The sequence below is a fragment of the Rhodococcus koreensis genome (assembly GCF_017068375.1).
Lineage (GTDB): Bacteria > Actinomycetota > Actinomycetes > Mycobacteriales > Mycobacteriaceae > Rhodococcus_F > Rhodococcus_F koreensis.
On record NZ_CP070609.1, the window covers coordinates 2,646,554 to 2,667,277 of the forward strand.

A 20,724-nucleotide genomic window follows, 5' to 3' on the forward strand; every position below is an offset into this window, starting at 1 on the left:
TCACCGTACCGCGCCGCGTCACGCGCTATCGGGCGAGTGCCGCCGCCTCACGTGCGAGTCCGCTGATCCGGTCCCAGTCCTGCTGCTTCACGGCGTCGGCGGGCGTGAGCCAGGATCCGCCGACGCAGCCGACGTTGGGCAGCGACAGGTAATCGCCGACGTTCGACGTCGAGATGCCGCCGGTGGGACAGAACCGCGCGGCCGGAACGGGTGAGTGGATCGAGCCGAGGAACTTCGCGCCGCCCGACGCCTCGGCGGGGAAGAACTTGAGTTCGCGGTAGCCGTGCTCGAGCAGGAAGAGCACCTCGGAGACGGTCGCCGCGCCCGGGAGGTGCGGCAGTCCGGTGTCCGTCATCGCCTTCAGCAGGGTTTCGGTGCTGCCCGGCGAGACGAGGAACTGCGCTCCCGCGTCGGCCGCATGCGCGGCCTGCACCGGTTCCACGATCGTGCCCGCGCCGACGCAGATCTCCGGCACCTCGGTCGCGATCGCCTTGATGGCATCGAGGGCGCACGGCGTCCGCAGGGTCAGTTCGATCATCGGGATGCCGCCGGCCACCAGCGCGCGGGCCACCGGCACCGCGTCGCCGAGGTCGTCCACGACGACGACGGGGATGACCGGGACGCGGTCGAGGAGGGAGGGGCTGTTCGTCACTGAATACTCCTTAGACGGGTTGGGGGTGGAAAACGCTGGCGCCCTGGGTCGCCGGTCCGACGGCGGCACGCAGGCCGGCGAAGAGTTCGCGGCCCGTGCCGACCCATTCGTCGGCACTGAGCGCACGACCGGTCGCCGGGCGGGCGGCCAGTTCCTCGTCGCCTACGTGCACGTTCACGGATCCGGTCACGGCGTCGACGGTGAGGACGTCGCCGTCACGCACCCGCGCGAGCGGTCCGTCCGCCGCCGCCTCGGGGGTGAGGTGGATGGCCGCGGGCACCTTCCCGGACGCGCCGGACATCCGGCCGTCGGTAACCAGCGCGACCTTGCGGCCCTGATCCTGCAGAACGCCGAGCACCGGTGTGAGCTTGTGCAATTCGGGCATGCCGTTGGCGCGCGGCCCCTGGTACCGGAGCACGGCCACGAAATCGCCGGTCAGCGTTCCCGCCTCGAACGCGGCGAGGAAGTCGAGCTGATCGTCGAACACCCGGGCCGGGGCGGTCACCACGCGGTGGTCCGGGTGGACGGCCGACGTCTTCATCACGCACGAACCCAGGTTTCCGGTCAGCATCTTGAGGCCGCCGTTGACGTCGAACGGATCTTCCGGTCCGCGCAACACGCTGGTGTCGAGGCTGATTCTGGTGCCCGGCTGCCATTCGACGCCCTCGCCGGACAGCTTCGGCTCCTCGGTGTACCGGCGGAGTCCGGCGCCGACGACGGTCTTCACGTCCTCGTGCAGCAGTCCCGCATCCAGCATCGACGACACGACGTAGCCGAGGCCGCCCGCCGCGTGGAAGTGGTTCACGTCCGCCGAGCCGTTGGGGTAGATCCGGGCGAGCAGCGGCACGATCGCGGACAGTTCCGACAGGTCGTCCCACGTGAGGGTGATGCCTGCGGCGCGGGCGATCGCCACGAGGTGCATCGTGTGGTTGGTCGAACCGCCGGTCGCGAGCAGTGCGACGCAACCGTTGACCACGGCCTTCTCGTCCACGACCTCACCGACCGGTGTGTAGTCGTCGCCGAGCGAGGTGAGACCGGTGACGCGCTTTCCCGCCTCCCACGTGAGGGCCTCCCGCAGCGGGGTGCCCGGGTTCACGAAGCTGGATCCGGGCAGGTGCAGGCCCATGACCTCCATGAGCAGCTGGTTGGAGTTGGCCGTGCCGAAGAACGTGCAGGTGCCGACACCGTGGTAGGACGCAGCCTCGGCATCGAGCAGTTGCTCGCGGTCGGCCTTGCCCTCGGCGTACAGCTGGCGGACGCGCGACTTCTCGTTGTTGGGCAGACCGGACGTCATCGGCCCGGCGGGCACGAAGATCGTCGGCAGGTGGCCGAATCCGAGTGCGCCGATGAGCATTCCGGGCACGATCTTGTCGCACACGCCGAGCATGAGGGCGCCGTCGAACATGTCGTGGGACAGGCCGATCGCCGTCGCCATCGCGATGACGTCGCGACTGAACAGGGACAGCTGCATTCCGTCGCGGCCCTGGGTGATGCCGTCGCACATGGCGGGGACGCCGCCTGCGAACTGGGCGATGCCGCCGGCCTCCATGACCGCGGCCTTGAGCTGCCGGGGAAAGTGTTCGAACGGCTGGTGCGCCGACAGCATGTCGTTGTACGACGAGACGATCGCGATGTTGGGCTTGACGAACGCGCGCAGCGCCTTCTTGTCGGCCGGGCCGGACGCGGCGAAGCCGTGCGCCAGGTTCGCGCAGGCCAGCTTGCCGCGCGCCGGACCGCGGTCGGCGGCCTGCCGGATGCGGTCGAGGTAGATCGTGCGCTCGGGCCTGCTGCGCTCGATGATGCGTTCGGTGACGGCGGCGAGGACGGGGTGTACGTCGGCGGTGGGTGTGGGCGCGTCGGTCATGCGGTAACTCCTTCGTGCCAGGCGCGGCCGTCGCGCTCGATCAGGATGGTCGCGTCGGTGGGTCCGTTGGTGCCCGCCGGGTACCGCCGCGGTCCACGCTCGGACTTCTCCCACCCGACGAGGATCTGCTCGACCCACTCCCAGGCGGCCTCCACCTCGTCGCGGCGCATGAACAGGGTCGGGTTGCCCCGGACCACGTCCATCAGCAGCCGCTCGTAGGCGTCGGGCGACGGACGCTTGAACGTTTCGATGTAGTTGAGGTCCAGCGACACCGGCTTGAGGCGGATACCGCCGGGGCCGGGTTCCTTCGCCGTCATGTGCAGACGCATGCCCTCGTGGGGCTGCAGCTGGATGACCAGGCGGTTGGGTTCGCTGTGGCCCTCGCTGCCCGGGAACATGGGGTGCGGGACGGGCTTGAACTGCACGACGATCTCCGAGCAGCGCCGGTCCATGCGCTTGCCGGTGCGCAGGTAGAACGGCACGCCGGCCCACCGCCAGTTCTGGATCTCGGCCTTGACGGCGATGAACGTCTCGGTGGTGCTGTCCGGGTTCTCGACGTCGTCCTGGTATCCGGGGACGGCTTTCCCGTCGGCGAGCCCGGGGCCGTACTGGCCTGCGACCGTGCAGCGTTCGACGTCCTGCGGGCTCATCGGCTTGAGGGCCTGGAGCACCTTCAGCTTCTCGTCGCGCACGGTCTCGCGGTCGACGTAGGTGGGCGGCTCCATCGCGACGAGGCAGAGCATCTGCAGGAGGTGGTTCTGCAGCATGTCGCGCAGCGCGCCCGCCGACTCGTAGTAGCCGCCGCGGCTGCCCACTCCGAGCGACTCGGCGACGTTGATCTGCACGTGGTCGATCGACGAGGAGTTCCACAGCGGCTCGAGGAACGTGTTGGCGAATCGAGTGACCAGCAGGTTCTGGACGCTCTCCTTGCCGAGATAGTGGTCGATGCGGAAGATCTGCGATTCCTCGAACACTGCGCCGACCGCGTCGTTGACGGCGCGTGCCGAGGCGAGGTCGTGGCCGATGGGCTTCTCCAGCACGACGCGGGACTGCGCGTCGGCGAGACCGTTCAGGGCGAGGTTCTCGCAGATCGGCCCGAACAGGCCGGGAGCGCACGCCAGGTAGAATACCCGGATGGCGCCGTCCCGGTCGGCGAGACAGTCCTGCAGGCCCGCCCAGTTCGCCGGGTCCGCGACGTCGACGGTGACGTATTCGAGGCGATTGAGAAATCGCTCACAGGTGTCCGAATCCAGCTGATCGCCGGAGACGAACCGCGCGAGTTCTCCTCGCACCTTGTCGCGGTAGCCGTCGGTGTCGAGACCGGCTCGCGAGGCACCGATCACGCGGGTTTCGGCGGGCAGCTGACCGTCCCTGTCGCGCAGGTAGAGCGCGGGAAGCAGCTTACGAACCGCCAGGTCGCCGGTGCCGCCGAACACGACGAAATCGCACGGTTCCACGGTGGTCGCTGGTGACATGTCATCTCCCTCTGAAAGCCGGATGTGTGGGCCATCACAGACGAGAGTAGGCGACCTTTGGCTTTTGATCAATACAGACTTAAGTATTTCGACGAACAAAGATCTGAACCTTACGTTGTCAGACGCGTGTCCGGTTGGTTGAATGGCCTGCATGCGGACGCCTCGCTCGACGACCTCCCCGGCGACGGGTGGCGACGTTTTCGCCCTCATTCGCGCAGGGCTAGCCACCACGCGCACCGAGATCGGCAACCTCACGGGGCTGTCCCGCACGGCCGTCGCGGCCCGGGTGTCGTCACTGCAGGCGTCGGGACTCGTCGTCGAACGCGAAGAGGGCGTGTCGACCGGCGGACGCCCGCCGGTGAAACTCTCGTTTCACGTGCAGGCCGGAGTGGTGCTGTCGGCCGCCATCGGCCGGAGCCGCACCCAGCTGGCCATCTGCGACCTCGCAGGCGACGTCATCGTCGCCGAGGATGTGGAGCAGGAAATCGGCACGAGCCCGGCCGAGCTGATGCCCGTCATCGCGAGGCGTCTCATCGCGCTGCGCGAGGGCCTGGGCGAGACCGCGGGGCGGACGGTCGGGATCGGGATCAGTCTCCCCGGCACCGTCGACACCGAGCGCGGGTGCAGCCTGAACTCTCCCATGATGTCGGGCTGGGACGGCGTTCCGCTGCAGCCGTTCCTCGCCGATGTCACCGACGCGCCCGTCTTCGTCGACAACGACGCCAACGTCATGGTCCTGGCCGAGCGACGCGGGGAACGCCGCGACTTCGCCGACATGCTGCTCATCAAGGCGTCGACCGGGCTCGGCGCCGGACTCGTGTCCGGCGGCGTGCTGCAGCGGGGCGCCCTGGGCGCGGCAGGCGAGATCGGACACACGAAAACCGCAGCGGCACAAGGGGTGGTGTGCCGCTGCGGTGATGTGGGATGTATCGAGGCCGTCGCCGGCGGCTGGGCGCTGGTCCGCAACCTGCAGGAGCAGGGACGCGAAGTGACGCACATCCGCGACGTGATCACCCTCGCGCTCGCCGGCGACGCCGAGGCCCGGCGGATGATCCGCGAGAGCGGGCGCCAGATCGGCGAGGTCCTGTCGGGGGCGATCAACCTCCTCAACCCGGAGGTCGTGATCGTCGGCGGCGACATGGCGCAGGCGTACGACACGTTCGTCGCCGGGCTACGCGAAACCCTGTACGGCAACGCGATCGCCGTTGCCACCCAACAGCTTCAGATCCTCCCCTGGACGCACGGGGAACTGTCCGGCGTCGTCGGCAGCGCCACCATGGCACTCGACCACGTCCTCAGCGTGCGCGCCGTGGACCAACTGCTCGCGCGGCAGAAATAGGCGGCTCCGCCGCCTGTGCGTGGTTGACGAGTCCAGAGACTCGTCAACCACGCACAGGCCGGAGGCCTACTTGACGTCGGAACCGTGCCGGGTGAGCGGCATGATCTCGATCTTCATGTACGGGAACAGTGGAAGGTTCCACAGGATCTCGTGCAGTTCGTCGGCCGACTCGACGTCGAAGATGCTGATGTTGCTGTACTGGCCGACGATCCGCCAGATCTCGGGCCACTTGCCGGAGCGCTGAAGCTCCTGCGAGTAGGCCTTCTCCTTGGCGATCGTCTCGTCCCGGACCTTCGGGTCGAGGTCGCGGGGAATGGCGACGTCCATGCGCACGTGAAAGAGTGCCATCGGGTGGTGTCCTCCTCAGTTCCTGGTCCAGGTCTTGACTGCGTCCATGTTGAGCTCGACTCCGAGTCCGGGGCCTTCGGGCAGGGACACCTGGCCGTCGGCGTAGCGAAGCGGTTCCTGCAGCAATTCCTCACTGAACAGCAGGGGCCCGAACAGTTCGGTGCCGAAGTTGATGCCGGGCTCGGCGCAGGCGAACTGAATGGACGCCGCGGTCCCGATCGGGCCTTCGATGGACGTGGCTCCGTGGCAGGCGATTCCGGCGGCCTTGGCGATCGCGACCACTTCGCGGCTCTTGGCGAGGCCACCGCATTTGGTGGTCTTGAGCGCGATGACGTCGGCGGCGCCGCGGCGGGCGACCTCGAGGGCGTCGTGCGGAGTCTGGACACTCTCGTCGGCCATCACCGGGACGGGGACGAGCCGGTTCAGCTCGGCGAGGACCTCGAGTTGCTCACCGGGTGTGGGCTGCTCGATCAGTTCGACGCCGCCGTCGACGAGGCGGGGCACGTACTTCAGCGCGGTCAGCCGATCCCAACGGGCGTTGACGTCGATCCGGACGCCGGCCTTGCCCTCGAGCGCCTGGGCGATCCGGACCACCCGAGCCGTGTCGACGGCAGGGTCGAGCGCACCCATCTTCAGCTTGAAACTGAAGTGCCGCTTCGACTCGACCAGGCCGAGGGCCTCCTCGATGATCTCCTCGGCGGGTGCGGCGCCGAGGGCCCAGGTGACGTCGACGCTCTTCCGGAAGGCGCCGCCGAGCAGCGTGTGCACGGGTACGCCCAGGCTGCGGGCCCAGGCGTCGTGCAACGCGACGTCGACGGCCGCCTTCGCGAAACGTGCATTGGCGACCACCCTTTCGATGTCCGACATGATGCCGGTGATCTCGTCGACACGCCGCCCCAGCAGGACCGGGGCGATGTACTTCTCGATGATCGCCTGCATCGTCTCCACCGACTCGCCGCCCCACCAGGGGCCGCCGGGGACGACGCCCTCGCCGTGGCCGGTCACGCCGCCGGCGGTCTCGACCGCGACCAGCAGGAGCGGCTGCGCGGTCATCGACGTGGTCGCGAACTTGTGGGGACGCACCAGCGGCACATCGAGGATCGTCGTTTCGACGGAGACGATCGACAGGTCGGTCATCGGATCACTTTCTGTACGGGTGGAACGGGTCACGCGGGGTCGAGCACGAAGTTGTAGGTGACGTAGTTCTTGCCGTCGTCGCCGGTCTTCGGGTCGAGGATCAGTTCCGGCTTGGTGGCCGACGCGACGTCGCTGTCGATCCACTCGCCGCCCTTGAAGTACAGCTGCGTGGTGACCGACTCCTTGCCGGGCGCCGACACGATGAGGTGCAGGTGCGCGGGACGCCACGGGTGGCCGTTCTGCGCCTCGATGAACTGGCCAGTCGGGCCGTCGGTCGGGATCTGGTAGGGCGCAGGCTGGATCGTGGTGATCTCGTAGCGACCCTCGTCGTCGGCGATGATCGTGCCCCGCAGGTTCCACTCGGGCAGGTGCGGTGCGAACTGCGAGTAGTAGCCGTCGTTGTCGGCGTGCCACAGTTCGACCTTCGCCCCGGCGAGCCCGTTGCCGTCGAGGTCGGTGACCTGGCCGGCGAAGACGAGCGGGGTGATCTTCTCGTCCTCGGCACGCATCGGCAGGGTGCACGTGGACGGCAGTTCCGGCGAGTTCTCGATGTAGTACGGGCCCTCGATGCTGCCCTTGGTGCCCTTGCGGGAGCGGGCGAGGACCTCTTCGACGGAGTGCTCGATGAACACGTCGAGGAACAGCGGCCATTCGCCGCCCTCGCCGACATCGATCAGCCACTGCTTGAACACGCGGTATTCGGGGTAGGTGACGCCGTGCTTGAGGATCACGTCGTTGAGCGCGCCGAGGGCGTCCTTGGCGATCGCCGCGAGCCGCTCGGGCGAGGTGTCGGCGCTGACGCGCTCGGCCTTGAACTTGTCGGTGGCGGCGGAGCCGGATCCGGCTGCGGTGGGGCTCTCGGTGGTGGTCATCGTTTCTCCTCGGGCTGAAGGAATTCGGACAGGGCTGGTATCGAGTTTTGGGCGACGCGGTGGGTGTTCACACGCCGGAGGGTCTTGCATATGTACGCTGTGCGTACTAACATCACGCTGTGCGTACACCACTACTGTGCGCGCAGTCACATTGAAATGTCAACCCCGAGTCCGAAGACGCACACGAATCGCTGGTGGAGGCCGCAATGACCGAGAGCGATCGCGATTACATCCAGAGCATCGAGCGCGGTTTCGCCGTGCTGCTGGCCTTCGACGCCCAGCGCCCGAACCCGACGCTCGCCGAACTCGCGACGGAAGCGGGACTGTCGCGCCCCGCCGTCCGCCGGATCCTGCTCACCCTGCAGAAGCTGGGGTACGTCGCGGGGGCGGGAGGCCGGTGGTCGCTCACCCCCCGCGTGCTCAGCATCGGACAGCACTACTCGGAGTCGCACGCGCTCATCGAGGCCGCGATGCCCCGGCTGCTCGAGGTGGCCGAGAAGACCCAGGAGTCCGCGTCGCTCGGTGTGCTCGACGGCGCCGACGTGGTCTACGCGGCGCGCGTCCCCGTCCGGCGGATCATGAGCATCAACGTCTCCGTGGGCACCCGTGTCCCCGCGTACGCCACGTCCATGGGCCGTGCGCTCCTGGCCTGGGCCCCCGCCGACGTCGTCGAGCAGGTGGTCGCCGAGTCCACGTTCCAGAAACTCGGGCCCGAAACCATCGGCTCCGCGGCCGAACTCGAGCGGGAACTGACCAAGGTCCGCGAGCAGGGGTTCGCCCTGACGGCCGAGGAACTGGAGAAGGGGCTCATCTCGCTCGCCGCACCGGTCCGCGACGCCGGCGGCACGGTAGTCGGCGTGGTCGCGTGCTCCACGTCGTCCGCGCGCAACACTCCGGCGCAGTTCCGCGAACAGGCCGTTCCGTGCGTCCTCGCCGCCGCGGCCGCCCTGAGCGCGGACATGGGTTACGCCGGCTGACGGCGGCACGCCGGTCAGATCGGATCGAGCACGAAGTCGCAGGAGACCACTCCATCGGCACCGACGTCGACAAGCGTCTCGACGGCGGAACTGCCCACTTCTCTCGACGCGCCGGGCGTAGGGACCAGCCTCGTCGCGAGCGGGCGGAACCCGCGCGCGTGCACGATCACGTTGAGGTGCCCCACGTCGGCATCGCCTCGGGCGCTGGAGAATTCGCACGGCGCGGGCTGCACCGTCGCGATGTCGAAGCGACCGCCCGCGCAGGTGACGACGATGCCGCGCAGGTTGTTGCGGAGGATCTCCACGGAATACCCGGAATAGCATCCGTCGGCGTCCGCGTGCCAGATCTCGATCTCCGCACCCGACAGCGGTTCGCCGGTGCGGGACCGGACGACGCCCGTCATCCGCAGCGGCGTTCCGGGTTCGCCGGGAAGTGCCGCGAGGTTCGCGGTCCACGGCAGCACCCGCTGCGCGGGGAGGTAGAACTCCCGGTCCACGTAGTCGAGGCAGGCCCGGTCGGCCCGGGGTGCGGTCGTCGTCGACGTTGAGGTCATCACCTGATCCGATCACTCGTGCACGCTGTGCGTACACAGGGAACGCTGTGCGGTCGTGGTCGAGTGTGCGCGCAGTCACAGGCGTTCGTCAACTGCGCTCCGTTCACATCGCGAACGGGTCGGTACGGGGCAACTGTGGGATAATTTCCCGGCCACCGGCGGACAACGACGTTTCGCCGTCGCCCGGTGCGCGCCCTCGCGCCGGCCACGTCGAACACCCGAGGAACACATCGATGACCACCCCTCCCCGCAGCATCACCCTCCGCTTCCTCGCCGCACCCACCGAGGTCGCGACACTCGGAGGTGCAGTCCAGGGCGGCCGCATCCTCGAATGGATCGACAAGGCCGCGTACGCCTGCGCGGTCGGCTGGAGCGGGAGTTACTGCGTCACCGCGTACGTCGGAAACATCAAATTCACCCGGTCCATCGAGTCCGGACATCTCGTGGAGGTCGAAGCGCGCCTCGTCCACACCGGGCGCTCCAGCATGCACATCCAGTGCACGGTCTCGTCCGCCGACCCTCGGACCGGCCAGTTCACCGAGGCCAGCAACTGCCTGATCATCTTCGTGGCCGTCGACGACTCCGGAAAGCCGACGACCGTGCCGCCGTGGAAGCCCGTCACCGCCGCCGACCACGCCGAGTCCGAGGAGGCCGTCATGCGCATCGGCCTGCGGGCCGACATCGAAGAGGCGATGAGCAAGCAGAGCTACACCGACGCGGGTACCGCACCGGAATCGCTGACCCGCTTCCTGGCCGCGCCCACCGACGTCAACTGGGGCGGCAAGACGCACGGCGGGACCGTGATGCGCTGGATCGACGAGGCCGCCTACCTGTGCGGCACGTCGTGGAACGGCACCCCGTGCGTGTCCGTGTACGCCGGCGGTGTCCGGTTCTACCGCCCGATCCAGATCGGGCACGTCGTCGAGGTCGACGCCCGCCTGCTGCACACGGGCGCGCAGACCATGCACATCTCGGTGCACGTGCGATCGGGCGACCCGCGCACCCGGGAAATGAACCTCACCACCCACTGCCTCACCGTCGTCGCCGCTGTCGACGACGACGGCGCGACCACGGCTGCGCGGCAGTGGGTTCCGCAGTCCGACGAGGATCGCAAGCTGGAGGCGCACGCCCGCGAACTCATCGCCCTCCGCGACCGGGCGCGAATCGGCGCCCTCGCGTAACCCACCCGGGTAGCGTCACGGGAAATGGTCTACCCGCGGAAGGAGCGGGGGATGCCCGGCGACCGTCCACTCGACGTGCAGTTGTCCCGGCGGCACGTGCTGCAATGGGGCGCGGGAGCCGCGCTGCTCGGACTCACCGCGGCCTGCGCCCGCAACGAGAACACCGAGGCGGCGATCGGACCGGATTCGCCGCAGGTGCGGACGTTCGCCGAGGCCGAGTCGCGGCGGTTCCCCGGCGGCCGTCCGGTCGCCTACGAACTGACCGCGGCGCAGTCCGACGTCGACCTCGCAGGTACGCGCACCGCGGCGTGGCTGTACAACACGCAACTGCCGGGCCCGGTCGTGCGCGCGAACGTCGGCGACCGGGTCCAGGTGCGGTGTCGCAACCAGCTCCCGGACCCCACGACCGTGCACTGGCACGGGCTGGCCATCCGCAACGACATGGACGGGGTCCCGGACGTCACGCAGGCCCCGATCCCGGCGGGGGACGAGTTCGTCTACGACTTCATCCCGCCCGACCCGGGAACGTACTGGTATCACACGCACGGCGATCTCCAGCGCGGCCGCGGGCTGTACGGGGCGCTGATCGTCGACGACCCTGCAGCACCCGCGAACTACGACGCCGAGTTCGTCGTCGTGCTGTCCGACTGGCTGACCGATCGCACGCCGACGCAGGTCTTCGACGAGCTGCGCGGCGGGCGGATGGCGTCCATGCCCGATATGACGTCGGCCGCGCTCGGCGGCGATGCCGGGGATGTGCGGTATCCGGTGTATCTCGTGAACGGCAGAACTCCCGCCGACCCGGTGGTCTTCACGGCGCGAGCGGGGCAACGCGCCCGCATCCGGCTGATCAACGCCGGCGACGACACGGCGTTCCGGGTCGCGCTGGGTGGCCACCGGCTGACCGTCACGGACACGGACGGTTTCCCCGTCGATCCGGTCGACACCGATTCGGTGCTGATCGGCATGGGCGAGCGGTACGACGCCGTCGTCACCCTGCAGGACGGGGTGTTCCCGCTGGTCGCCGTTGCCGAGGGGAAGGGGGCGCAGGGATTCGCGGTGATCCGCACCGGGGGCGGCGCGGCACCCGCGCCCTCCGTGATGCCCGCCGAGCTCGCGGCACCGCCACTCACCGTGGCCGACCTGCAGGCCACCGAGGCCGCGCGGCTACCGGTTCTCGACCCGGCCGTCACCCTGGAGGCGTCGCTCGGCGGCGACATGAAGGCCTACTCGTGGACGGTGAACGGCCAGGCGTATCCCGACCACACACCCCTGACGGTGCACTCGGATCAGCGGGTACGGCTGGTCTACACGAACAAGACGATGATGTGGCATCCCATGCACCTGCACGGGCACACGTTCGCGGTGGCCCGGATGGACGGCTCCGGACCGCGGAAGGACACCGTGATCGTGCTCCCCGGCCAGACCGTCGCCGCCGACATCGACACGACCAATCCAGGTCAGTGGATCACACACTGCCACAACGACTATCACCTCGCCGCGGGCATGGCGACCATCTTCTCCTACGTCGACTGAGCCCGGGCCGTCAGCCCCGGAGCGCCTCCGAGGGCGCCACACCGTACTTGCGGCGGTACGCCGCCGCGAACCGGCCGGTGTGGGTGAAACCCCACCGCATCGCGACTTCGGCGACCGTCTGTGCACCGTTCGCGCGCAGCAGGTCGTCGTGGACGCGTTCGAGTCGCACGTCCAGCAGGTAGTCGCGGGGGCTCACCCCGACATAGTCGCGGAACCCTTCCTGCAACCGGCGCACGCTGACCCCGGCAACCTCGGCCATGTCGGCCGCCGTCCAGGCGCGGGACGGGTCGGCGTGGATCTCGTCGACCACCCGCTTCACGATCCGCGGACGCGCGCATCCCACCCCGGCCCCGTCGTCCGGGACCGCGGCGAGCACCAGCGCGGTGGTGACCGCCCCCGACAACTGCTCCGCGACGAGCGCGTTGTTCAGCACCCCATCCGACTCCAGCATCTGCTTCAGCAACGACCGCACCAGAGCGAGCCAACTCGCGCCGTTCTCGGTGGTCACATCGATCTGCGGGGGTAGCTGGATGTCGGGCCGGGCCAGGATCCGCGACATTTCCCGGTGCAGGTGGTCCCGGTCGACGCGGACCCCGATGATCGAACACTCCTCGCTCCAGTTGGTGATGAGCGTCGACGTGTCGGGCGGGCAGATCGTCCCGGAACCCGGCGCCGACAGCACCTCGTTCCTGCCGGTCACCGACTCGAGGTGCCCCGACAGCGGGACGTTGACGGCGTACGCGCCGGGGTGGTCGGACCGGATCGACACGTCCGCACCCCAGCCGATGTGCGTGATCTTCACCGGGCCCAACTCCACTGCCTCCGCGACCGTATTGGTGGCCTTCGACCTGCTCAGCGGCGTGAGGGTGTGCGGGAAGTACACGTCCGACACGACGTGCGACGCCTCGTCCCAGTCCTCGGGGCGGGAAATCTTCGACGTGGCCGACATGGCACCAGTGTGACCGCGCACACTTCGCAATGCAATCGAGGCCCCCGCCTCAACTCGCCGCGCAAAGCGGATCACCTCCGCGCTCAGCGGATCGACGCCCCGTTCCCGCAGTCGTACGTTTCTCCGTACCTCAACAGCGCCCCGGACAGGAAGGGAGGCTCCGAACATGGAGCAGCGCGAACTCCGGAACATTTTCGGGCAGTTTGCCAGCGGAGTCACGGTCATCACGTGCGCCAACTCCGACGGTCTGCCGCACGGAGCGACGGTCACCGCCTTCACCGCCGTCTCGATCGAGCCGAGGCTGTGCCAGATCACCCTGACCCGAAAGTCGAAGGCCTGCAACTACTTGAGCAAGTCGCCGTTCGCCGTCAACATCCTCGCCGCGGACCAGGTGGACACCGCGATGCATTTCGCCGGACGCCCGCAGAACCCCGAACCCGTGTGGGCCGACGGACCGACCGCCCCCGTCCTCTGCGGCGCCGCCGCCACGCTGTCCTGCGAACCGTGGGCGGAGTACGACGGCGGCGACCACATCATCTTCATCGGTGAAATCGTGGCCGCCGAATCGAGCGGCAAGGATCCACTGCTGTTCTACCGGAGCACGTTCCACGACCTCGGTTCCCCGTCGGCGTCGGCCGCGTGGAACGGATCGATGGACGATCCGAACAGCGGATGGTTCGACTCCACCACCTCCTTCGCCCCCTTCCACCTTCAGCCCGTCCACTGACCGCCGAATCCGAAAGGACCCACCATGACCACCACCGAAAGCGCTCCCGAGACCACGCTCGACCCGACGAAGGTCAACCCTGCCGCGGACTGTGAAGCCAACCGCACCGCGAACTTCGCGACCCGCCCGATGACCGGTGACGAGTACATCGAGTCCCTCAAGGACGACCGCGAGATCTGGTTGCACGGCGAGCGCGTCGAGGACGTCACGACGCACCCGGCGTTCCGGAACCCGATCCGGATGACCGCGCGTCTCTACGACTCGATGCACACCGGTGAGCACGTCGACAAGGTCACCACGTCCACCGACACCGGCAACGGCGGCGTCACGATGCCGTTCTTCAAGGCCCCCACCTCCTCGGACGACCTGCTGAAGGAACGCGACGCCATCGCCACCTGGGCGCGGATGACGTACGGCTGGATGGGTCGCTCCCCCGACTACAAGGCCTCCTTCCTCGGTACCCTGCACGCGAACAAGGAGCTGTATTCGCCGTTCCAGGACAACGCCGAGCGCTGGTACAAGGAATCGCAGGAAAAGGTCCTGTACTGGAACCACGCCATTATCAACCCGCCCGTCGACCGGCAGCTCCCGCCGGACGAGGTCGGTGACGTGTTCATGAAGGTGGAGAAGGAGACCGACGCCGGCCTCATCGTCTCCGGCGCGAAGGTCGTGGCCACCGGGTCCGCCATCACCAACTACAACTTCATCGCCCACTACGGGCTGCCGATCAAGAAGAAGGAATTCGCGCTCATCTGCACCGTCCCGATGGACGCGCCGGGCGTGAAGCTGATCTGCCGGTCCTCGTTCACCCAGAACGCGGCCGTGATGGGCTCCCCGTTCGACTACCCGCTGTCGAGCCGGATGGACGAGAACGACACCATCTTCATCTTCGACAAGGTGCTCGTGCCGTGGGAGAACGTCTTCATGTACGGCGACGTCGACAAGATCAACGGCTTCTTCCCGCAGTCCGGGTTCCTGCCCCGCTTCACGTTCCAGGGCTGCACGCGTCTCGCGGTGAAGCTCGACTTCATCGCCGGCATGCTGATGAAGGCCCTCGATGCCACCGGCGCCGGCGGATTCCGCGGTGTGCAGACCCGCGTCGGCGAAGTCATCGGCTGGCGAAACCTGTTCTGGTCACTCACCGAATCGATGGCACGCAACCCCGAGCCGTGGATCGGCGACACCGTCATCCCCAAGCTCGAGTACGGCCTCACGTACCGCATGTTCATGATCCAGGGCTACCCGCGGATCAAGGAGATCATCGAGCAGGACGTCGCGTCCGGCCTGATCTACCTCCCCTCGAGCGCACGCGACTTCAAGAGCCCCGACGTCCGCCCGTACCTCGACAAGTACGTTCGCGGCTCCGACGGCATGACCGCCGTCGAACGCGTCAAGATCATGAAGGCCCTGTGGGATTCGATCGGCAGCGAATTCGGTGGCCGCCACGAACTCTACGAGCGCAACTACTCCGGCAACCACGAAAACGTCAAGGCCGAGCTGCTGTTCGCCGCCGAGAACCGCGGCGACGTCGCCTCCATGAAGGGACTCGCCGAGCAGTGCCTGGCCGAGTACGACCTCGACGGCTGGACGGTGCCCGACCTCATCGGCAACGACGACGTCTCGTACTTCGGCAACAAGTAGCCCCACACACGCGCACTCCCCGTCAGAAGCGAACGAGCTCTGACGGGGATTTGCCGTACCTACGGCGGTACGCGGCGGAGAACCGGCCCGCGTGCGTGAAACCCCATCGGGCAGCGACTTCGGAGACGGTGACACTCGAACCCAGCGCCTTCAAGTCTTCGTGAGCGCGGCTCAGCCGGATGTCGAGGAGGCATTCGGAGGGGCTGCGCCCGACGTACTGGCGGAACCCTTCCTGCAGGCGGCGGACACTGGTGCCCGCCAACTCGGCCATGTCGGCCGCGGTCCACGCCCTTGCCGGATCGTCGTGAAGTCCGTCGAGGACCCGTTTGACGATCCGCGGTCGCGGGGCGCTGGGGTGGGCCTCCTCGTCGGGGGTGACGGCGAGGATGAACGCCGACGTGATCGCGCCGGCGAGTTGCGGGCCGACCACCGGGTTCGCGAGAAGGTCGGCCGGCTCCCGCAGTTGCGCGGTCAGTGAGCGCACCAGACGGAACCAGCTGTTTTCGGCCGCACCGGTGAGATCCAGCTGTGCGGGCAGGCGCAGCCCGGTCCGCAGCTCGGAACCGAGGATCCGGTCGGCCTCCTGTTCGAGGAAGTCGCCGTCGAATTTGACGCCGAGCACCGAGCAGTCGCCGCTCCACCGGGTGATCAGGGTCGGCTCGTCCGCCCGGAAGACGGTGGCCTGCCCCGGCCGCGACACCACCGTGCCTCCCGGCGAACGGGACTCCAGCGAACCGGACAGCGGGATGTTGACCTCGTACGCACCCGGGTAGTCACATTCAATCGACACGTCCGCGCCCCAGCCCAACCTGCCGAGGGTGACGGGACCGAAGTCGACGGTCCGCATCGACAAGGTCATCGCACCGCCCGACGACAGGTCGGTCAGCGTATGGGGAAAGTACGCACCGGCCACCGCTCTCGACGCCGCATCCCAGTCCCGGGTCTCGGTGATCGTCGATGCCATCGTCATGCACCTGCCTCGCTGAAGAATCGATTCCGACCAATTGAAGCTGCGCCGGGACTCCGGGTCGAGGATAACTGAGATGCCGATCACAACTTGTCGCGCACATCGTCCAGACCCCGCGCAGAGTGGCTAGACGACCCGCCGACCTGCGCAATACGTTCTCCCCACGCCGCCACGGCCGCGAAAGTTGTTTCCGAAGAGGAGAATTGACATGACCGCCACGCTGTCCTGGATCGACGAGATCACGATGACGGAGCTCGAGCGCAACCCGTACCCGGTCTACGAACGGCTGCGCGCCGAGGCGCCCCTGGCGTACATTCCGGTTCTCGGGTCGTTCGTCGCGACCACCGCCGACCTGTGCCACACCATCGCCAACAGCCCCGACTTCGAGGGGATCATCACGAAGGCCGGCGGACGCACGTTCGGCCACCCGGCGGTGATCGGAGTCAACGGTGAAATCCACCGTGACCTGCGGTCGATGGTCGACCCGGCGCTGCAACCGTCGGAGGTGGATCGGTGGGTCGACGGGCTCGTCCGGCCCATCGCGCGGCGCTACGTGGAGCAGTTCGAGAACGACGGCACCGCCGATCTGGTGTCGCAGTACTGCGAGCCGGTCAGTGTGCGCGCACTCGGTGATCTGCTGGGTCTGAACGACGTCAGCTCGGACACGTTGCGCGACTGGTTCCACCGGTTGTCGAACTCCTTCACCAACGCGGGCGTGGACGCGAACGGAGAATTCACGAACCCGGAGGGCTTCGTGCAGGGCGACGAGGCGAAGGCCGAGATCCGGGCCGTCGTCGATCCGCTCATCGACAAGTGGACCGTCGACCCCGACGACAGCGCCATCTCGCACTGGTTGCACGACGGCATGCCCGAGGGGCAGGTCCGCGACCGCGAGTACATCTACCCCACCCTGTTCGTCTACCTGCTGGGCGCGATGCAGGAGCCCGGCCACGGCATGGCGTCGACGCTCGTGGGTCTGTTCACCCGCCCCGAGCAGCTGGAGGCCGTCGTCGACGAGCCGGCGCTGATTCCGCGGGCGATCTCCGAGGGAATGCGCTGGACCTCCCCGATCTGGTCGGCCACCGCCCGCATCAGCACCCGGGACGTCACGCTGGGGGACGTGTTCCTTCCCGAGGGATCCGTGGTGCTGCTGTCCTACGGTTCGGCCAACCACGACACCGCCGTCTACGACGCCCCCACCGACTACGACATGACGCGTCCCCCGCTCCCCCACCTGGCGTTCGGTTCCGGCAACCATGCGTGTGCGGGCATCTACTTCGCCAACCACGTGTGCCGGATCGGCCTGGAGGAGCTGTTCGAGGCGATCCCGAACCTCGAACGTGACGCCGGCGCAGACGTCGAGTTCTGGGGCTGGGGTTTCCGCGGTCCGACCGCTCTGCGGACCACGTGGGAGGTGTAGCCGTGACCTTCACCGTCTCGGTCGGCACCGACAGCGTGGAATGCCGCCCCGACCAGCCGATCCTGGACGCCTTCCTCCGGGGCAGCGTGTGGATGCCGAACTCGTGTAATCAGGGCACGTGCGGGACGTGCAAGCTGCGGGTGGTGTCGGGGTCCGTCGACCACGGGCGCTCGCCCGAGAACACCCTGTCCCCGGCCGAGCGCGAGCAGGGGTTCGCGCTGGCCTGCCAGGCGACCCCGTGCAGCGACACGGTGGTCGAACGCCTGGACGCGTCGCCCGCGGGCGACGTCCACGCACTGCGGGACTTCGTCGGCACCGTGAGCGCGATCGAGGACGTCGCCCGCGACACGAGGCGTGTTCTCGTCACGCTCGACAGCCCGCTCGAATTCTCCGCAGGGCAGTATGTCGAACTGCGGGTCCCCGGCACCGGCCACGGTCGCCAGTACTCGATGGCGAACACGCCGGGCGAGTCGAAACAGCTCGAGTTCCACATCCGCAGGCAACCAGGCGGAGCGGCGACGGACGGCTGGGTGTTCAGCTCGATGTCCGTCGGTGAGCGCGTGGACATGGTGGGCCCGCTCGGCGACTTCCGTCTCGACCCGGAGGACGAAGGTCCCATGATCCTGCTCGGCGGCGGAACCGGTCTCGCCCCGCTGAAATCGATAACTCGCCAGGCACTCACGAAAGAACCGGACCGGGCGGTCCACCTGTATCACGGCGTGCGCGGGGAAGCCGACCTGTACGACGTGGACCTGCTGCGGGAATGGGAGCGGGCGCACCCGGGGTTCCGATACGTTCCGTGCCTGAGTGACGAGGCGTGGTCCGGGCGGTCCGGTTACGTCACCGATGCGTTCGTGGAGGACTTCGACACCTGTCGCGGCCACTCCGGATACCTGTGCGGGCCGCCCGCGATGGTCGACGCCGGGATCAAAGCGTTCAAACGCAGGCGGATGGCTCCGCGGCGCATCTTCCGGGAGAAGTTCACCCCCGCCGGCTGATCACGGGATCGATGCACGCCGGGGCCCCCGAGACCCCGGCGTGCGCATGCCGAACACGTCCTAGCCAGTACTCGGTAAATGCCTAGTGTGATGCAGCGCACAGGCTGCAAGAGTGGAATCCATTGCCGGACCCGGGCGCCCCCGCAGGGCGCAAGCCCCCGGAGATCTTGGAGGATCCCATGACTGAAACCCTGTACTCAGCGCCGTCCGAGGACGTGCGCGCCAAGCTGGCCGACGCACTCATCGAAGACTCGGAAACCGGCCGCTACCAGGTGCGACGAAGCGTCTTCACCGACGAGGACCTGTTCGAACTGGAGATGAAGCACATCTTCGAGGGCAACTGGATCTACCTGGCCCACGAGAGCCAGATCCCGAATGTCGGCGACTACTTCACCACGTACATGGGCCGCCAGCCGATCGTGATCTCCCGCAACAAGGAGGACGAACTCAACGCCCTGGTGAATGCGTGCAGCCACCGCGGCGCGATGCTCTGCCGGCGCAAGACGGACAACCGGACCACATTCACCTGCCCGTTCCACGGCTGGACGTTCAACAACTCCGGCAAGCTGCTCAAGGTCAAGGACCCGCGCGAGGCCGGCTATCCGGAGCAGTTCAACAAGGATGGCTCCCACGACCTCACCAAGGTCGCGCGGTTCGAGAACTACCGCGGATTCCTGTTCGGCAGCCTCAACGCCGACGTCCCGCCGCTCGAGGAACACCTCGGGGACACCACGAAGATCATCGACATGATCGTCGACCAGTCCCCCGACGGACTCGAGGTGCTGCGCGGTGCGTCCACGTACACCTACGACGGCAACTGGAAGCTGCAGACCGAGAACGGTGCCGACGGCTACCACGTGTCCGCCACCCACTGGAACTACGCGGCGACCACATCGCGGCGCGAATCCGGTGAGTCCACCAACGCCACGAAGGCGATGGACGCCGGCAAGTGGTCGAAGCAGCAGGGCGGCTACTACTCGTTCGACAACGGCCATCTGCTGCTGTGGACCAAGTGGGCCGACCCCGCCAACCGCCCCCTCAACGAGCGCCGCGACGAACTGGTCGCCGAGTACGGCGAGGACCGCGCCGACTGGATGATCGGGGTGTCCCGCAACCTGTGCCTGTACCCGAACGTGTACCTGATGGACCAGTTCGGTTCGCAGATCCGGCATTTCCGTCCGATCTCCGTCGACAAGACGGAGGTCACCATCTACTGCATCGCCCCCAAGGGTGAGAGCCGGACGGCACGCGCCGCCCGCATCCGCCAGTACGAGGACTTCTTCAACGCCACCGGCATGGCCACCCCGGACGATCTCGAGGAGTTCCGCTCCTGCCAGAAGACGTACCAGGCCGGCGCCGCACCGTTCAACGACCTCAGCCGCGGTGTCACCCATCAACTCCGGGGCCCCGACGAGGACGCGAAGAAGATCGGCATCAACCCCATCTCCAGTGGTGTGAAGACCGAGGACGAGGGCCTCTACCCGATCCAGCACGGCTACTGGGTGCAGACGCTCACCAAGGCGCTCGACGCCGACGTTGCCGCGAACAACCGCTGAGGGAGACGATCACCATGACTGCAGTAGCCGAAAGCACCGTCACCCAGCACGACATCGAGCAGTTCCTCTACCGTGAGGCCCGCTACCTCGACGACCGCGAGTTCGAGAAGTGGATCGAGTGCTATCACCCCGACTCCGAGTTCTGGATGCCGGCGTGGGCCGACGACGGTGAACTGACCACCGACCCGATGACCGAGATCTCCCTGATCTACTACGCCAATCGCGGCGGCATCGAGGACCGGGTGTTCCGCATCAAGACCGACCGGTCGAGCGCGACGAGCCTCCCGGAACCGCGCACCGGGCACAACATCTCGAACGTCGAGGTGATCGAGCGGCGCGGCGACGTCGTGGACATCCGGTTCAACTGGTTCACCCTGTACTTCCGGTACAACATGGTCGACACGTACTTCGGGAACTCCTTCTACACGATCGACTTTTCCGGTGAGCAGCCTCTGATCATGAAGAAGAAGGTCGTGCTCAAGAACGACTACATCCACCACGTGGTCGACATCTATCACATCTGATCTCCTT

Annotated in this window: 19 protein-coding genes; 10 read left to right on the forward strand and 9 right to left on the reverse strand. The window is 67.7% G+C overall.

What is annotated here, in order from left to right; translation table 11 throughout:
* Positions 1–25: 25 nt before the first annotated feature.
* From eda to zwf, 3 genes are read right to left on the reverse strand one after another with little or no spacing between them, the layout of a single operon-like run.
* The gene (gene eda / locus JWS14_RS12320) at positions 26–652 is read right to left on the reverse strand and encodes a bifunctional 4-hydroxy-2-oxoglutarate aldolase/2-dehydro-3-deoxy-phosphogluconate aldolase (protein ID WP_206013310.1); all 627 of its coding nucleotides are present in this window, start codon (positions 650–652) and stop codon (positions 26–28) included.
* Between the two features lie 10 nt (positions 653–662).
* The gene (edd, locus tag JWS14_RS12325) at positions 663–2,516 is read right to left on the reverse strand and encodes a phosphogluconate dehydratase (protein ID WP_206013311.1); all 1,854 of its coding nucleotides are present in this window, start codon (positions 2,514–2,516) and stop codon (positions 663–665) included.
* A complete protein-coding gene (zwf, locus tag JWS14_RS12330; RefSeq protein ID WP_206013313.1) occupies positions 2,513–3,991 on the reverse strand; it encodes a glucose-6-phosphate dehydrogenase in 1,479 nt (492 codons plus the stop codon). The genes edd and zwf overlap by 4 nt, the downstream gene beginning before the upstream one ends.
* A gap of 151 nt (positions 3,992–4,142) precedes the next feature.
* On the opposite strand from zwf, the gene JWS14_RS12335 reads away from it, so the two are divergent.
* Entirely contained in the window at positions 4,143–5,330 is a 1,188-nt protein-coding gene (locus JWS14_RS12335) for an ROK family protein (protein ID WP_072947641.1), read from the forward strand.
* Positions 5,331–5,396: 66 nt separating this feature from the next.
* On the opposite strand, the gene catC is transcribed toward JWS14_RS12335, so the two are convergent.
* Genes catC through catA form a run of 3 tightly spaced genes read right to left on the reverse strand, consistent with a single transcriptional unit; the run spans position 5,397 to position 7,687 of the window.
* Complete coding sequence (catC, locus tag JWS14_RS12340) at positions 5,397–5,678, reverse strand: muconolactone Delta-isomerase (RefSeq protein ID WP_072947638.1); 282 nt, start codon at positions 5,676–5,678, stop codon at positions 5,397–5,399.
* 15 nt (positions 5,679–5,693) lie between these two features.
* Positions 5,694–6,815 carry a muconate/chloromuconate family cycloisomerase gene (locus tag JWS14_RS12345; protein WP_072947635.1) on the reverse strand — a complete coding sequence of 374 codons (1,122 nt, stop codon included), beginning with the start codon at positions 6,813–6,815 and terminating at the stop codon, positions 5,694–5,696.
* Between the two features lie 29 nt (positions 6,816–6,844).
* A complete protein-coding gene (catA, locus tag JWS14_RS12350) occupies positions 6,845–7,687 on the reverse strand; it encodes a catechol 1,2-dioxygenase (RefSeq protein ID WP_206013314.1) in 843 nt (280 codons plus the stop codon).
* A gap of 206 nt (positions 7,688–7,893) precedes the next feature.
* Here catA and JWS14_RS12355 point away from each other — a divergent pair, with 206 nt between their 5' ends.
* Complete coding sequence (locus JWS14_RS12355; RefSeq protein ID WP_072947631.1) at positions 7,894–8,664, forward strand: IclR family transcriptional regulator domain-containing protein; 771 nt, start codon at positions 7,894–7,896, stop codon at positions 8,662–8,664.
* 14 nt (positions 8,665–8,678) lie between these two features.
* On the opposite strand, the gene JWS14_RS12360 is transcribed toward JWS14_RS12355, so the two are convergent.
* Positions 8,679–9,218, reverse strand: a complete 540-nt coding sequence (locus JWS14_RS12360; protein ID WP_072947628.1) for a dioxygenase family protein — start codon at positions 9,216–9,218, stop codon at positions 8,679–8,681.
* Positions 9,219–9,451: 233 nt separating this feature from the next.
* On the opposite strand from JWS14_RS12360, the gene JWS14_RS12365 reads away from it, so the two are divergent.
* Both JWS14_RS12365 and JWS14_RS12370 read left to right on the forward strand, forming a co-directional pair.
* Positions 9,452–10,399, forward strand: a complete 948-nt coding sequence (locus JWS14_RS12365) for an acyl-CoA thioesterase (protein ID WP_072947625.1) — start codon at positions 9,452–9,454, stop codon at positions 10,397–10,399.
* A 51-nt stretch (positions 10,400–10,450) separates the two neighbouring features.
* Entirely contained in the window at positions 10,451–11,935 is a 1,485-nt protein-coding gene (locus tag JWS14_RS12370) for a multicopper oxidase family protein (RefSeq protein WP_206013316.1), read from the forward strand.
* 10 nt (positions 11,936–11,945) lie between these two features.
* Here the strand turns inward: JWS14_RS12370 and JWS14_RS12375 are convergent, their stop codons facing one another.
* Positions 11,946–12,884 (reverse strand): AraC family transcriptional regulator, encoded by a 939-nt coding sequence (locus JWS14_RS12375; RefSeq protein ID WP_072947619.1) that lies wholly within the window; start codon positions 12,882–12,884, stop codon positions 11,946–11,948.
* 166 nt (positions 12,885–13,050) lie between these two features.
* Here JWS14_RS12375 and JWS14_RS12380 point away from each other — a divergent pair, with 166 nt between their 5' ends.
* Together JWS14_RS12380 and JWS14_RS12385 are read left to right on the forward strand one after the other, a co-directional pair.
* On the forward strand, positions 13,051–13,611 hold the full coding sequence (locus tag JWS14_RS12380; RefSeq protein ID WP_072947617.1) for a flavin reductase family protein: 561 nt from the start codon (positions 13,051–13,053) through the stop codon (positions 13,609–13,611).
* A gap of 24 nt (positions 13,612–13,635) precedes the next feature.
* Positions 13,636–15,252: a 4-hydroxyphenylacetate 3-hydroxylase family protein gene (locus JWS14_RS12385; protein WP_072947615.1), complete on the forward strand. Its 1,617-nt coding sequence runs from the start codon at positions 13,636–13,638 to the stop codon at positions 15,250–15,252.
* A gap of 22 nt (positions 15,253–15,274) precedes the next feature.
* On the opposite strand, the gene JWS14_RS12390 is transcribed toward JWS14_RS12385, so the two are convergent.
* Positions 15,275–16,222, reverse strand: coding sequence for an AraC family transcriptional regulator (locus tag JWS14_RS12390; protein WP_072947612.1), 948 nt, complete (start codon positions 16,220–16,222; stop codon positions 15,275–15,277).
* Positions 16,223–16,427: 205 nt separating this feature from the next.
* Here JWS14_RS12390 and JWS14_RS12395 point away from each other — a divergent pair, with 205 nt between their 5' ends.
* The 4 genes from JWS14_RS12395 to benB all read left to right on the forward strand — a co-directional run bounded on the left by JWS14_RS12395 (position 16,428) and on the right by benB (position 20,717).
* Positions 16,428–17,639 (forward strand): cytochrome P450, encoded by a 1,212-nt coding sequence (locus JWS14_RS12395; protein ID WP_206013318.1) that lies wholly within the window; start codon positions 16,428–16,430, stop codon positions 17,637–17,639.
* Positions 17,640–17,641: 2 nt separating this feature from the next.
* On the forward strand, positions 17,642–18,637 hold the full coding sequence (locus tag JWS14_RS12400) for a 2Fe-2S iron-sulfur cluster-binding protein (protein ID WP_206013320.1): 996 nt from the start codon (positions 17,642–17,644) through the stop codon (positions 18,635–18,637).
* 179 nt (positions 18,638–18,816) lie between these two features.
* Entirely contained in the window at positions 18,817–20,193 is a 1,377-nt protein-coding gene (benA, locus tag JWS14_RS12405; protein ID WP_206013322.1) for a benzoate 1,2-dioxygenase large subunit, read from the forward strand.
* 14 nt (positions 20,194–20,207) lie between these two features.
* The gene (gene benB, locus JWS14_RS12410) at positions 20,208–20,717 is read left to right on the forward strand and encodes a benzoate 1,2-dioxygenase small subunit (protein ID WP_206013324.1); all 510 of its coding nucleotides are present in this window, start codon (positions 20,208–20,210) and stop codon (positions 20,715–20,717) included.
* The last annotated feature ends 7 nt before the right edge of the window (positions 20,718–20,724 follow it).

Bases quoted from the DNA above. Each gene is read 5' to 3' on its own strand.
- edd (WP_206013311.1), bottom strand. From the start codon at position 2,516: ATGACCGACGCGCCCACACCCACCGCCGACGTACACCCCGTCCTCGCC.
- zwf (WP_206013313.1), bottom strand. From the start codon at position 3,991: ATGTCACCAGCGACCACCGTGGAACCGTGCGATTTCGTCGTGTTCGGC.
- JWS14_RS12335 (WP_072947641.1), top strand. From the start codon at position 4,143: ATGCGGACGCCTCGCTCGACGACCTCCCCGGCGACGGGTGGCGACGTT.
- catC (WP_072947638.1), bottom strand. From the start codon at position 5,678: ATGGCACTCTTTCACGTGCGCATGGACGTCGCCATTCCCCGCGACCTC.
- JWS14_RS12345 (WP_072947635.1), bottom strand. From the start codon at position 6,815: ATGACCGACCTGTCGATCGTCTCCGTCGAAACGACGATCCTCGATGTG.
- catA (WP_206013314.1), bottom strand. From the start codon at position 7,687: ATGACCACCACCGAGAGCCCCACCGCAGCCGGATCCGGCTCCGCCGCC.
- JWS14_RS12355 (WP_072947631.1), top strand. From the start codon at position 7,894: ATGACCGAGAGCGATCGCGATTACATCCAGAGCATCGAGCGCGGTTTC.
- JWS14_RS12360 (WP_072947628.1), bottom strand. From the start codon at position 9,218: ATGACCTCAACGTCGACGACGACCGCACCCCGGGCCGACCGGGCCTGC.
- JWS14_RS12365 (WP_072947625.1), top strand. From the start codon at position 9,452: ATGACCACCCCTCCCCGCAGCATCACCCTCCGCTTCCTCGCCGCACCC.
- JWS14_RS12370 (WP_206013316.1), top strand. From the start codon at position 10,451: ATGCCCGGCGACCGTCCACTCGACGTGCAGTTGTCCCGGCGGCACGTG.
- JWS14_RS12375 (WP_072947619.1), bottom strand. From the start codon at position 12,884: ATGTCGGCCACGTCGAAGATTTCCCGCCCCGAGGACTGGGACGAGGCG.
- JWS14_RS12380 (WP_072947617.1), top strand. From the start codon at position 13,051: ATGGAGCAGCGCGAACTCCGGAACATTTTCGGGCAGTTTGCCAGCGGA.
- JWS14_RS12385 (WP_072947615.1), top strand. From the start codon at position 13,636: ATGACCACCACCGAAAGCGCTCCCGAGACCACGCTCGACCCGACGAAG.
- JWS14_RS12390 (WP_072947612.1), bottom strand. From the start codon at position 16,222: ATGACGATGGCATCGACGATCACCGAGACCCGGGACTGGGATGCGGCG.
- JWS14_RS12395 (WP_206013318.1), top strand. From the start codon at position 16,428: ATGACCGCCACGCTGTCCTGGATCGACGAGATCACGATGACGGAGCTC.
- benA (WP_206013322.1), top strand. From the start codon at position 18,817: ATGACTGAAACCCTGTACTCAGCGCCGTCCGAGGACGTGCGCGCCAAG.
- benB (WP_206013324.1), top strand. From the start codon at position 20,208: ATGACTGCAGTAGCCGAAAGCACCGTCACCCAGCACGACATCGAGCAG.